The organism is Streptomyces sp. NPDC031340 (genome assembly GCF_055569945.1).
The window spans coordinates 1-12,908 of record NZ_JBVIIE010000022.1; the positions used below are offsets into that span (position 1 = coordinate 1).

General features: G+C 71.5%; 9 protein-coding genes. 4 read left to right on the plus strand and 5 right to left on the minus strand.

Features of this window, described 5'->3' with window-relative positions; translation table 11 throughout:
- Positions 1–162: 162 nt before the first annotated feature.
- The 3 genes from ACZ5GT_RS18735 to ACZ5GT_RS18745 form a co-directional block, all read right to left on the minus strand.
- Positions 163–969 (minus strand): SAM-dependent methyltransferase, encoded by an 807-nt coding sequence (locus tag ACZ5GT_RS18735; RefSeq protein ID WP_469024780.1) that lies wholly within the window; start codon positions 967–969, stop codon positions 163–165.
- Positions 970–1,175: 206 nt separating this feature from the next.
- On the minus strand, positions 1,176–2,039 hold the full coding sequence (locus ACZ5GT_RS18740) for a helix-turn-helix domain-containing protein (RefSeq protein WP_469024784.1): 864 nt from the start codon (positions 2,037–2,039) through the stop codon (positions 1,176–1,178).
- A gap of 91 nt (positions 2,040–2,130) precedes the next feature.
- Positions 2,131–2,967, minus strand: coding sequence for a helix-turn-helix domain-containing protein (locus ACZ5GT_RS18745; protein WP_469024787.1), 837 nt, complete (start codon positions 2,965–2,967; stop codon positions 2,131–2,133).
- A gap of 770 nt (positions 2,968–3,737) precedes the next feature.
- Between ACZ5GT_RS18745 and ACZ5GT_RS18750 the strand changes: the two genes are divergently transcribed.
- The 4 genes from ACZ5GT_RS18750 (at position 3,738) to ACZ5GT_RS18765 (ending at position 7,054) form a co-directional block, all read left to right on the plus strand.
- Entirely contained in the window at positions 3,738–4,043 is a 306-nt protein-coding gene (locus ACZ5GT_RS18750) for a 4a-hydroxytetrahydrobiopterin dehydratase (protein WP_469024790.1), read from the plus strand.
- A 5-nt stretch (positions 4,044–4,048) separates the two neighbouring features.
- Positions 4,049–4,789: a class I SAM-dependent methyltransferase gene (locus ACZ5GT_RS18755; RefSeq protein ID WP_469024793.1), complete on the plus strand. Its 741-nt coding sequence runs from the start codon at positions 4,049–4,051 to the stop codon at positions 4,787–4,789.
- Positions 4,790–4,900: 111 nt separating this feature from the next.
- Positions 4,901–5,143 carry a WYL domain-containing protein gene (locus tag ACZ5GT_RS18760; protein ID WP_469025220.1) on the plus strand — a complete coding sequence of 81 codons (243 nt, stop codon included), beginning with the start codon at positions 4,901–4,903 and terminating at the stop codon, positions 5,141–5,143.
- Positions 5,144–5,182: 39 nt separating this feature from the next.
- On the plus strand, positions 5,183–7,054 hold the full coding sequence (locus ACZ5GT_RS18765) for a rhamnogalacturonan lyase (RefSeq protein ID WP_469024798.1): 1,872 nt from the start codon (positions 5,183–5,185) through the stop codon (positions 7,052–7,054).
- A gap of 45 nt (positions 7,055–7,099) precedes the next feature.
- Here the strand turns inward: ACZ5GT_RS18765 and ACZ5GT_RS18770 are convergent, their stop codons facing one another.
- Together ACZ5GT_RS18770 and ACZ5GT_RS18775 are read right to left on the minus strand one after the other, a co-directional pair.
- The gene (locus ACZ5GT_RS18770) at positions 7,100–9,766 is read right to left on the minus strand and encodes a cellulose binding domain-containing protein (RefSeq protein ID WP_469024801.1); all 2,667 of its coding nucleotides are present in this window, start codon (positions 9,764–9,766) and stop codon (positions 7,100–7,102) included.
- Between the two features lie 196 nt (positions 9,767–9,962).
- Entirely contained in the window at positions 9,963–12,890 is a 2,928-nt protein-coding gene (locus tag ACZ5GT_RS18775; protein WP_469024806.1) for a glycoside hydrolase family 48 protein, read from the minus strand.
- Between the last annotated feature and the right edge of the window lie 18 nt (positions 12,891–12,908).

Consider the following 12,908-nt stretch of genomic DNA (forward strand, 5'->3'; position numbering starts at 1 on the left):
CCCGCCTCCCCTCCGCCCCCCCCCCCCCCACCCCCCCCCCCCCCCCCCCCCCCCCCCCCCCCCCCGCCCCCCCCCCCCCCGCGCCCAGCGCCTCCGGCGCGTGCCGGTCAGCAGCCGTTCAGCAGCCGTTCAGCGGCCGGTCAGCAGCCGGTCAGCAGCCGGTCAGTTCTTGCGGGCGACTCCCGCGTAGACCGGTACGACGCCCTCGGCCTGCGCGGCGACATCCACCGGGTCCGGGCGCCAGCCGTAGACGGGGATCACGCCGGGGCCGAGGAGTTCCAGCCCGTCGAAGAAGCGGGAGAACTCCGGCAGGGTGCGCGGGTAGAACGGCGTGCCGCTCCTGCGGAACAGCTCCGCGGCCTTGGCCACGCCGTCCGGGCTGAGGTCCTGGGTGACCTGGGAGACGATCAGGTGGCTGCCCGGCGCCAGCACGTCGACGTACCGCTTGACGAGGCCGTACACGTCGTCCTCCGCGTCGCCCAGGTAGTGGGTCAGCGCCACCAGGGACAGCGCCACCGGACGGTCGAAGTCCAGCGACTCGCCGGCCAGGCGCAGGATCGTCCCGGGATCGCGGACGTCGGCGTGGACGTAGTCGGTGCTGCCCTCGGGCGTGCTCTGCAGTAACGCCTGGGCGTGCCGCAGCACGATCGGGTCGTTGTCCGCGTACACCACCCTGGCGTCCGGGGCGGCCGCCTGGGCGACCTGGTGCAGGTTGGGCTCGGTGGGGATGCCGGTGCCGATGTCCAGGAACTGGCGCACGCCCGCCTCGGCGGCCGTGCGCACGGCCCGGTGCATGAACCGGCGGTTGGCCCGCGCTCCGCGCACCGCCGTCCCGTCCGAGGCCAGGATCCTGCGGGCCAGTTCCTCGTCCACCGGGTAGTTGTCCTTGCCTCCCAGCCACCAGTCGTACACCCGGGCCGGGTGCGGCCGGCTCGTGTCGATCTGGGCGGCGGCGTCGGATCCGGTCATGCGTTGTCTTCTCCTCGGTCTCTCGGAAGGTGCTTCCGCGGTGCTTCTGCGGTGCTCGGCGGTGCTTCGGCGTGCTGCTGTGGTGCTTCGGCGTGCTTCTGCGGTGCTCGGCCGTGCTTCGGCGTGCTTCAGAGGCGCTTCAGAGGTGCTGTGCTTCGGAGGTGCTCGGAAGGTGCGGTGCGTGATCCGGGGGCGGGCGGGTCGGCTCAGAATTCCTCGCGGTACTCCCGCAGGATCTTCTTGGTGCGCTCGGCCGAGGCGGCGCGCGCGGTCATGTGGTCCAGGACCTCCAGGTGCGCGGAGACCTCCTCGCGGGAGTCCAGGTACAGCGCGCCGGTGAGGTACTCGGTGAAGACCAGGTCGGGCAGCTCGGGCTGGGCGAACCGGAACAGTGTGAAGGGCGCGACCGTCCCCGGGTGCGGGCCGTCGGCGAACTCGGCGAGCTGGAGCGTGATCCGGTCGCGTTCCGTGAACTCCAGCAGCTTGTCCAGCTGGTCGCGCATCACCTCGGCGCGGATGCTCACCGGGCGCCGCAGCACCGTCTCGTCCATGATCACCCACAGGTGGGGCGGGTCGGGGCGCTCCAGCAGCCGCTGCCGGGCCATGCGCAGGGACACGTGCCGCTCGATGTTCTCCGGGCCGGCCTGCCCGACCGTCCCCGCCTCCATGACGGCGCGCGCGTACTCCGGGGTCTGCAGCAGCCCCGGCACGAAGTGCGGCTCGTAGGAGCGGATGATCCGGGCGGCGCCCTCGAGGCTGACGTACAGGCTGAACCACTCCGGCAGCACGTCGTGGAACCGCTGCCACCAGCCCGGCCGGTTCGCCTCCTCGGCCAGCGCGACGAAGGTGGCCGCCTCGTCCTCCGGCACGCCGTACGTGGTCAGCAGCACCTGCACGTACGGGATCTTCAGCGCGACCTCGGCCGTCTCCATCCGCCGCACGGTCGCCGGCGCCACCCGCAGCACGCTCGCGGCCTCCTCACGTCTGAGGCCGGCCGCCTCCCGCAGTTCCTGCAGGCGCCTGCCGAGCACCACCTGCCCCACCGTGGGAGCGGGACGCCGCTCACTCACGCCACGCCTCCCCTACGCACCGTCGTCTGCGCGAAGCAGTGTGTCATGTTCCGCCGTAACTCTCACAGGATCCGCCGAGAAGCGCGCGTCGTCACGCCTGAGGCACCGGCGACTGGAGGTATTTGACCGTCGCCGGGTCGGCCGGGAGGAACGTCTCGATGGCCAGCTCGGCGACCGTCACGTCCATGGGCGTGTTGAACGTGGAGATGGACGAGACGAACGACAGCGTCCGGCCCGCGTGCTCGATCACCATCGGCAGCGCGAAGTACGGCACCGATTCGGCCGGTTCGTGGTCCTGCCCGCTCTCCGGCACCGGATACGCGGCCACCTCCTCGTACAGCGCCCGCAGCGGCTCGGAGCGGTGCAGGGCGATCTGCCGCTCCATCTGGGCCAGCAGATGCCCGCGCCACTCGCGCAGGTTGCGGATGCGGGGCGCGAGGCCCTGCGGGTGCAGCGTCAGCCGCATCGCGTTCAGCGGGGGCGTCAACAGGGCGTCGGGGACGCCCTCCAGCAGCATCATGACGCCCCGGTTGGCCGTGACCACGTCGTACGTCGCGTCGACCACCAGCGCCGGATAGGGCTCGTAGCCCTGGATGAGCCGCTCCAGGCCCGCGCGCAGGGCGTCCAGCGCCGGGGAGTCCAGCGGGGTCTTCGGGTAGCGCGGGGCATAACCGGCCGCCAGCAGAAGGGCGTTGCGCTCGCGCACCGGCACCTCCAGGTGCTCGGCCAGCTTCAGCACCATCTCCTCGCTCGGCCGGGAGCGGCCCGTCTCGATGAAGCTGATGTGCCGGGCGGAGGAGTCGGCGCGCAGCGCCAGCTCCAGCTGGCTGACCCGCCGCCGCTCCCGCCAGTCCCGTAACAACGGGCCGACACCCTGACCGGCGGGGACGACGGCGGGCGCGGAGCCGCCGGAGGCGAGAATCGTCATACGCACGACCGTAGTCGACGACAACGACCACCCACCGGGGCGCCCCCGAGGCGCGGCACGGCAACCGGTGGCCGGCGGCCGCCGCACCGGGCCAGGGCGGCTCACCGCGGGGTCCCGGCTCCACGCGGTGGGCCGCGGCACCCCCTGTCCGAGCCGATCGTCGACGGCGTGGGCCTGACCGGCGTGATCGGACCGCGATCGTCCGTCTCCTGCCTGGTGGCCGACGCCGAACGCGGGCCCGGCAGCTTGCCGGCCCGTCTGCCGGCCACCCACCACCGCCGCTCCGCAGCGCGGATCGACCTGCCCGCGCGGCGCGGCGACCGGCCGGTCCTCACCCGCGGCGCCCCGCGCCCGCTGGACGCGACCAGCGGGCGGGCTCCCCCGCGGCGGTGGCACGGCAAACGGTGGGCGCCTGGGTACGGGCCCGGGAACCGGCGGTGGCCGTCGCGTCGGCCCGCCGCCGCGCGCGCCAACCGTCGGCCGGGTGCCGTGTCCGCCGTCGCGCGCGCCGATCGTCGGGCGGGGTGCCGTGCCCGCGGGCCGCCGCCGTGTCGGCCAGGCGGCCGTGTGCGCCGACTGCCCGGCCGCCGACTGCCGAGCCGACGGCTGCCCCTCCGCCGGCTCCCGGGCCGTCGGCTGCCCGGCCGTGGGCCGGGACGGCGGCCGGATGTCTGCGGCGCAGGCCGTCCCGCGTGGTTCTGACCAGGGACGCGGTGGCAGGGCTGTGGCAGGCTGGAGAGGTGTACCGGTGTTCGGAGAGGAGCGAGTTCATGCCCGTCGAACCGCTGTCGCGCAGCGAGATCGAGGACCGGCTGGCCGAGCTGCCGGGCTGGACGGCCGACGGTGACCGCCTGACCCGTTCCTACCGGCTCGGCTCGCACTTCGCGGCCGCCGCCATGGTCGTGCACGTCGCCCAGGTCCAGGAGGAGCTCGACCACCACTCCGACCTCACCCTCGGCTACCACACCGTCTCCCTGTCCGTGAGCACGCACAGCGTCGGCGGAAAGATCACCGAGCTGGACTTCGCGCTCGCGCGCAGGGTGGAGGCGCTCGCGCCCGGGCACGGGGCCGAGTGACGCCCGTGCTCGACTACGACAAGGAAGCCGACGTCTACGACGCGTCCCGCGGCGGTGAGCCGAGGGCCGAGGCCGCCGCCGGTGCCGTGCTGGGCCTGCTCCCGGCCCGCGTCGGCCGGCTCCTCGACGTCGGCTGCGGCACCGGGATAGTGACCCGGAGACTGGCCGCCGCGCTGCCCGCCGCGCGGGTGACCGGCGTCGACCGGACCTCCGGCATGGCCCGGACGGCCGCCGCGCGGCTGCCCGGCGCGGTCGTGCTGGCGGACAGCCGCGCGCTGCCGTTCCCGGACGCCGCTTTCGACGCCGTCACCAGCGTCTGGCTGCTGCATCTCCTCGGCGAGAACGGCGTACGCGCCGTCGTCGGCGAGTGCGCCAGGGTGCTGCGTCCCGGCGGGGTGTACGTCACCACCGTGGACAAGGCCGCGTCCCACAACGTCGGCAGCGACATCGACGCCGTCCTCGCCGCCCGCCCGCGCAGCCCGGCCCGCGACTCCGCCGACCGCGTCACCCGGTACGCCGCCGAGCACGGCCTGCTCCCCGCCGGGCAGGCCGGCTTCCCGGGCCGGGGTCAGGGCCGCAGCCCTCGCCGCACCATCGCCGACCTGCGGCGCGGCTGGTTCGTCACCCTGCCGCCCGGCGACCCGCTCACCGAGCGGTTCGCCACCCGGCTCGCCCAGCTGCCCGACCAGGACCGCCCGCGCCCCGACCCGGTGTTCCACCTGCGCGCCTTCAGGAAGCCCGGGTGAAGTCCGGAGGGGAGCGAAGAGGAGTTCGCCCGCCCGGACGACTTCGACCTGGCCGCGTACTGGACGGCGTACCGGCGCGGCTTCCACGAGCGGCTGCACCGCGGCGAGGCCCTGGTCCGGCCGGCGCCGGGAGCCGTGCTCCCCAGAGCGGTGCCGGCCGGACCCGAAGAGGCCGACGGCCGACGGCTGTTCACCGTGCCCATCGAGTCCGTCGACCACGCGCACGGCGAGTTCCTGCGCCTGGGCGCGGACGTCGAGGTGCTGCGCCCGGCGGAACTGCGCGCGAAGATGGCGCGAAACATCGCCGAACTGGCCGGAATCTACGGCAACGCGGCCCGCGGCGGCGGCGACTGAGGGAGCGGAACCCATCCGTCCTCCCTGGAGGTTCGTCCCGTGCAGCACCCGCACCGCAGACGCCGAGTCCTGCTCTCCGCGGCGACGGCGGCCGCCGCCCTCGTCGGCGCCGGACTCACCGCGCTGCTTCCCCCCACGGCGGCCCAGGCGGCCACCGCAAGGCAGGTCGAGAAGCTAGACCGCGGCCTGGTCAGCGTGCACACCAGCAGCGGCAACCTGATCAGCTGGCGCTGGCTCGGCACCGACCCGGACAACGTTGCCTTCAACGTCTACCGGTCCGGTACCAAGCTCAACTCCAGCCCGATCACCGGCTCCACGAACTACTTCAACTCCGGCGGCGCCGCCGACGCCGACTACACCGTCCGCGCGGTCGTGAACGGCGCCGAGCAGGGCGACTCCGAGCACGCCGTGCAGATGAGCAACGGCTACAAGGACGTCCGCATCAGCCCGCCCGCCGGCGGCACCACCCCCGACGGCGTCGCCTACACCTACGAGGCCAACGACGCTTCCGTCGGCGACCTCGACGGTGACGGCCGGCTCGACTTCGTCCTGAAGTGGCAGCCGACGAACGCCAAGGACAACTCCCAGTCCGGCTACACCGGCAACACCGTCGTCGACGGCATCACCCTCGACGGCACCCGGCTGTGGCGCGTCGACCTCGGCCGCAACATCCGCTCCGGCGCGCACTACACGCAGTTCCAGGTCTACGACTACGACGGCGACGGCAAGGCCGAGGTCGCCATGAAGACCGCCGACGGCACGGTCGACGGCACCGGCGCGGTCATCGGCTCCGCCTCCGCCGACTACCGCAACTCCAGCGGGTACGTGCTGTCCGGCCCCGAGTACCTGACCATGTTCAACGGGAAGACCGGCAAGGCGATGCAGTCGGTCGACTACGTCCCGGCCCGCGGCACGGTCTCGTCGTGGGGCGACTCCTACGGCAACCGCGTCGACCGGTTCCTGGCGGGCACCGCCTACCTGGACGGCTCCCGCCCCTCGCTGATCATGGCCCGCGGCTACTACACGCGCACGGTGATCGCCGCCTGGGACTGGCGAGGTGGTGCCTTCACCCGCCGCTGGACCTTCGACACCAACTCCTCGACCAACAGCGGCAAGGGCTACGACGGCCAGGGCAACCACCAGTTGTCCGTGGCCGACGTCGACGGCGACGGCAAGGACGAGATCGTCTACGGCGCCATGACCGTCGACGACAACGGCTCCGGGCTGTGGACCACGAAGAACGGCCACGGCGACGCCATGCACGTCGGCGACCTGGACCCGTCCCGGGCCGGCCTGGAGGAGTTCAAGGTCGACGAGGACAGCTCCAAGCCGTCGTCCTGGATGGCGGACGCGAAGACCGGCCAGGTCATCTGGTCCACCCCGGCCAACGGCGACAACGGGCGCGGCGTCTCCGGCGACATCTGGGCCGGCAGCGCGGGCGCCGAGTCCTGGTCGGCCGCGGAGAGCGGCATCCGCAGTCCCAAGGGCACGGTCGTCGCGAGCCGCAAGCCGGGCTCGACCAACTTCCTGTCCTGGTGGGACGGCGACACCGTCCGCGAACTCCTCGACGGCACCCACATCGACAAGTACGGCACCTCGTCCGACACCCGCCTGCTGACCGGCGCGTCGGTGCACTCCAACAACAGCACCAAGGCCACGCCGTCGCTGTCCGGCGACATCCTCGGCGACTGGCGTGAGGAGGTCGTCTGGCCGACCAGCGACAACACGGCGCTGAGGATCTACTCGACGCCGTACGAGACGAGCACCAGGATCACCACCCTGCTGCACGACACCCAGTACCGCACCGCCCTGGCCTGGCAGAACACCGCCTACAACCAGCCCCCGCACCCGAGCTTCTTCATCGGCGACGGGATGGCGACGGCGCCGCGGCCCACGGTGTACACGCCGTGAGCGGAGGTGGGTGCGCGCCCCGCGGTGCGCGCACCCACCGGCCGGTCAGGCGACCGTGCACTCCTGGTCGCCCAGTTTGAACGAGGCCGGCTTCGGGTTCGAGCCGGACCAGCTCCCGGTGAAGCCGAAGCTCACCGACGACCCGGCCGCCACATTGGCGTTCCAGGCCACGTTCTTCGCGGTCACCGCGGTGCCCGACTGTGTGAAGTCGGCGTTCCACAGCTGGGAGATCTGCTGACCGTCCGGGAAGGACCAGCCGAGCGACCAGCCGCTCCACGCGGTGGACCCGGTGTTGCTCAGCTGCACGTCCGCCTGGAAGCCGCCCGACCACTGGTTGGTGATCTTGTAGGTCACCGTGCAGGCGCCGGTCGGGGTGGGCGTCGGGTCCGTGCCGCCGCCGGTGTCGCCCCCGCCGGTGTCGGAGGTGTCGCCGTAGATCACCCCGCGCCCGTTCGTCGACACGTACACCCGCCCGTAGACCCGCGGGTCGCCGGTGATCGCGGCGCCCGTGAAGGCCCACTGGTGGGCGTCGTCGTTGATGCGGGTCCAGCTCGCGCCCTTGTCGGTGGAGCGGAAGATGCCCCGCACCCCGCCGATCTTCGCGCTGGTGTAGAGCGTCTGGTACGACGCTCCCGTCGCCGCCTTGCCGAAGCCGATCGTGTCGGCCTGGTCGACGTTCGCCAGCTTGGTGAAGCTCGCTCCGCCGTCGGTGGAGTGCCACAGGCCGTACGCGCTGCCGCTCGCCCCGCCGGCCAGCCACACGTCGCCCTTCGTGCCGGGCAGCGCCTTGAAGCGGACGCTGTCACCGCTCGGCAGGCCGCTCGCGGAGGATGCCGTGAAGGTGGCGCCGCCGTCCGTGCTCACGTAGAACTTCCCCGACTTGAAGCCGTAGAAGGTCTTCGGGTCGACCCGGTCGGACTCGACGATCGCGCCCGCGGGGATGCCGCTCGACGCCGACCAGGACGAGCCGAAGCCGGTCGTGTACTGCACGCCGGTGCCGTCGGGGCTCCACACGAAGCGGCTGCCGTCGGCCGCCGCCGCGACCGTTCCGCCGGCGCTGACGCCCGAAGGGTCGGTGCCTGCGAACCAGTTGGCGCCGTTGTCCGTCGAGAACGCGATGTGCGGGCCGGAGTCCAGGTTGCCGACGCGCACGACCGTGTTCGGGTTCGTCTCGGCGAAGTCCAGGCTGGTGGTCGTGGTGAAGTTCGGCGAGGTGTACATCATCGACGGGACCTTGGTCAGGTCCGTGTGACGGAAGCCGCCGATGTCACCGAGCGCGCTGAACAACTGGGCGCCGCCCGAGGGGGGAGAGGCGAGGTCGAGGACGGCCGTCTCCTCCAGCCCCTGCACCATGGGCTTGATGGTGAACTGGCTCCCGCTGTCCCACTTGGTCAGGTCCTCGGTGCCGTAGACCGTCGCGCCCGTCCCGTACATCATTCGGTTCGAGTCGAACGGGTCGATCTCCAGCGACTCGGTCATCCACCCGAGTTTCGGGGCCTGTTCGGGCGGTGACGGGTTCGCGTTCCAGGACAGCCACGGCGAGGAGGAGATGTCCATGGTGTAGCGGTTCACGCGGTTCGGGTACGACGTGTAGTCCCACGCCTTGGTCCAGGTCCCGCCGCTGTCCGTGGAGCGGAAGATCTGCGTGTCCGGCCACCAGGAGCTGTAGCCCGTCGCCATCACCGTGCCCGGGTGCTGCCGGTCGACGGTCAGCCCGCTGAAGCCGTAGTAGGTGTCCGCCTCGGCGACCGGGCTGATGTCCGTCCAGGTGCCGGTCGCAGTCGCGTACCGCCACAGCCGTCCCTTGCCGCCGTCGTAGGGGCCGCCCTTGTCGCTGTAGGCGAGGTACAGGTAGCCGTTCTCGGCGTCCAGCACGCCCTTGTGCGCCAGGTATCCGGTCGGCTGCCCGGCCAGCCGGGTCCAGGTCGCGCCGGCGTCCGTCGAGCGGTACACCGCGTTGTCCTTGTCGGCGACCCCGACGTAGATCGTCTTCGTCGCGCTGCCCGACGTGCCCGTGGACTCGTCGAAGGTGACCCAGACGATGCCCTGGTTGTCGGAGCCGTAGCCGGAGGTGTCGCTCGGATCCTGCGCGTAGTTCCCGGGGTTGGGGAAGGCCGTCACCTGCGACCAGGTCACGCCCGAGTCCGTGGAGCGCCACAGGCCCTTGCCGCTGGGCGCGCCCAGGTACAGCACGCTGTCCTTGTTCGGGTCGATCGCCAGGCGTTCGCCCATGCCCCGGCCGGGCATGTTGCCGCCCAGCTTGAAGGGCAGGTCGGTCTTCTGCCAGCTTGCGCCCCGGTCGGCGGACCTGAGCACGGCGCCGTTGCCCGGGTCCCAGCTGTTGGTGTACGTGCCGACGGCCGCGTACACCTTGTCCGGGTCGACGGAGTCCGAGGCGAGGCTGACCACGCCGGTGTGCCCCCAGTGGTCCCAGTCGACCGAGTCCAGCAGGGGCGTCCAGGTCTTCGTCGACTGCTGCCAGCGGTAGGCGCCGCCGATGTCGGTGCGGGCGTACGCCAGGTTCTTCTCGGTGCGGTTGAAGACGATGCCGGGGACGAAGCCCCCGCCGTCGATGCGGGCGTTGTGCCAGGTGTAGGTGTCGGCGGTGAGCGTCGCCCTGGGCGCGCTGCCGGCCGCGAGTGCGGGCGGGGTGCCCGCGAGCAGACCGGCCGCGAGCGCCAGCACGGCCGTGAGGATGCGGGTTCTTCGCACGGTGGGACGTCCTTCCTGAGCGGGGGACAACAGGGGAAGACGCGCGAGTGCCGGGCGGTCCCCAGTGCAGGTGGGGGCCGCCCGGCAGGTCGGCCTCGCCGTCAGGTGGCGAGGCCACGCACACGGAGCCTTCAAGCGGTTCCGGGGAAGGGCGGCGGTCGCGGTGCCGCCCTTCCCGCGGAGCGCTCGGCGGGGGCTATTCGAGAAGCTCCGCGTACGAGCCCATGGCCAGGGCGATGTCCGCCTGGGCCCAGAAACGGTGGTACGTGAAGACGGGCGCGGCTCCGCCCGCGAGGTAGCTCTGGATCTTCGACCAGGCCGGGTCGTTCTTGTAGAACGAACGCAGCGAGGAGAACGTCGACGACGAGTTGATCGTGTCGCCGTTCGGCATCTTCCCGCTCCAGCCGCTCGGGACGTAGACGCTGTCGTTGAAGCGGCTGTAGTCGGCGCGGGTCTCCGGGACGGCGACGCCCAGGTCGTCCTGGTAGTTCGCCCACATGCCGTCCAGCAGCGCCTTCGCCGTCGACTTGGCCGTCGCGTCACCGGACTTGGCGGCGTAGTACGTCAGGGTCTTGGCGTACGCGGCGGCCACGCCCACGTCGTTGGTGTAGTCGGCGACGGTGACGTGCAGCGAGCTGTTGGAGCCCGGGCTCGACGGGTTCCAGGTGTCGGGCTGGCCCGACCACTGGAGCGTCGACGGGATCTGGTAGGTGCCGTCCGGGTTGATCGTGGTCTTGGACAGCGCCCACTTCACCCACTTGTCGAGCACCGCCTTCGCCTTGGCGTCACCCGTCTGCTGGTAGTACTCGGCGACCCGTTCCATCGACCACGCCTGGAAGCCGAACCACTGGTTGGACGGCGGGTCGTGGTAGACGGGCTGCCAGTCGTAGTACATGCCGTAGAAGGTCGGCGTGCCCGACGGCGGGGTCGCGTACCGGCCCGCCCAGCTGTTGGTCGCGCCGCCCGCGATGGCGCCCTCGGACGACTGCAGCCACTGGTAGAACTCCAGCTGCCGCGAAAGCGACTTGCTCCAGTCCGCCGCGCCCGTCGCCGACTTCGGCTTCAGGTCCGCGTAGCTGCTGAGCGCGTACGCGGCGAGCGGGTTCTGGTAGCCGCCGTGGACGTGGCTGGAGCCGATGCGCCAGGCCCAGCCGGCGCTGGTGTCCGTGGCGCCGCCCCACGCGTAGTACCAGGAGAGCAGGTAGTGCGAGGCGTCCTTGCCGGTCCCGGCCGCGCAGGTGGACGGGCCGACACAGTTGCCGATCTTCTTGAAGTACTTGTCGTACATGGCGTAGCGCAGGTAGTCGCCCATCTTGGCGGCCTTGCCGACCGTGGTGGCGACGTCACTGCCCTTGCCCTGCTGCTTCGCCCACACGTCGGCCCAGTAGGCGGCCTGCACCGCACGGGCGTCGGCGTCCGGGGCGTCGGTGTACTTCCACTGCTTGGAGTAGGACGAGTCGCCGGTGAACAGGTCCAGGTAGCCGTTGGTGCCGCCGTACTTGAAGGCGTCACAGGTGGGCTGCGGAACCGTCTCCCACACCGACTCCTGCGGACCGCGCTGGAAGGTGTTGATGTACGACGGTCCGGTCGCCGTCGGCCCCGCCTCGCACGAGCCGGGCTCGTTGCCGTAGCCGTAGACGTTGTCGACGTCCTGGATCCAGTGCATGCCGTAGACGTCGTCCGTGCCGTACGCGCTCTTCAGCTCGCTCGCGATCGGGTCCGAGCCGACCGACACGCCGGTGTCCAGCTTGGCCGGGTACTCGTTCGGGGTGTCCAGCTCCGGCGCGTAGGTGGCCGGTTTGGACGCGTTGTAGAACGAGTTGGTGGGCTGGTCGGCGTGGGTGGGGATCATGTACTTCTCCATGATTCCCCACGCGCCGTTGAACTTGGACCAGTCACCGGTGACCTTGCCGTACATGGCCTGCAGCCACAGCAGGTAGCTGTACGCCTCCGAGGTGGTCTCGTGACCCTGGTCCGGCGCCTCCACGATCAGCGTCTCGACCGAGTGGTAGGGAATGCCCTCGGGCGAGAAGTAGCCGTTCGCCGGGTTGGTGATCTTCCCGTAGAGGTCCAGGAAACGGGCGTCGTACGCCTTGGAGGCGGCCAGCTCGGTGACGGTGACGGTGGCCTTGGAGTGGCCGGTCGCCGTCGACTCGAAGGTCGCCGAGCCGGTGCCGGAGGAGTCGGCGGTGACGGTCACCTGCTGCGCGGTGTTCCAGTTGGAGGGCGTGAAGGTGAGGGTCGTACCGCCGGACACGGTGAGGCCGGAGTTGCCGCTCGCGCGGGCCGTCGTCACGGTGACGTTCGAGGAGGGCTGAGTGGACAGCTTCACCTCGTACGTGCCCGTCTTGCCCTGCTGGACGCCGAGTTGGGTCGGTGCGGCGACCACCGCGGGACCGGAGGCGACCGTGATGCCGACCGGGGTGGACTCGGCGGACGCGCCCAGGCTGTCGTACGCCTTCGCCACCAGAGAATGACTGCCCACGGTCAAGCCAGAGGCCGAGAACGTGTACGGCGAGCTGGTGTCGGTGCCCAGCAGCGTCGTGTCGTCGTAGAACTCGACCTTGCTGATCGTCGCGTTGTCGGCGGCCGCGGCGGTGGCCGCGAGCGGGACCGCGTCGCCCTGCGTGTAGACGGCGCCCGCGGTGGGGCTGGTCAGCACGGTGACCGGCGGCTGGTGGGCGCCGGCGCAGGTGGTGCCGTTGATCGCGAAGCTCGTGGGCGCGGCGTTGGTGCCGCTGTAGGTGAACTGCGCGCCGGTGGAGACGGCGGCGCCCGCGGCCACCTTCCCGTTGTACCCGGCGTCCTTCACCGTGATCTGCTGACCGGACTGGGACCAGGTGCCGTTCCAGCCGTTGGTGAGCTTCTCGTTGCCCGAGTAGCTGTACGTCAGCGTCCATCCGTCGATGGCGTCCGTACCGCGGTTGGTGATCGTCAGATCCGCGGTGAAGCCGGAGCCCCAGTCGTTGGTCTTGTAGTCGACGCTGCACTGAAGTGCCGCCGCCTGGGCGGTCGTTGAGCCCGTCGACAGCATGGCCAACGGGAGCGCGAGGACCGCCACAGCGGCGGTCCACAGGCGCCGCGGCCCCGCCCATGCGGTGCGGCGTCTGCGTCTGGAATGCATGTGCCGGTTCCTCCTTGC

Coding starts and splice junctions, on each gene's coding strand:
- ACZ5GT_RS18735 (WP_469024780.1), bottom strand. CDS start 969: ATGACCGGATCCGACGCCGCCGCCCAGATCGACACGAGCCGGCCGCAC.
- ACZ5GT_RS18745 (WP_469024787.1), bottom strand. CDS start 2,967: ATGACGATTCTCGCCTCCGGCGGCTCCGCGCCCGCCGTCGTCCCCGCC.
- ACZ5GT_RS18750 (WP_469024790.1), top strand. CDS start 3,738: ATGCCCGTCGAACCGCTGTCGCGCAGCGAGATCGAGGACCGGCTGGCC.
- ACZ5GT_RS18775 (WP_469024806.1), bottom strand. CDS start 12,890: ATGCATTCCAGACGCAGACGCCGCACCGCATGGGCGGGGCCGCGGCGC.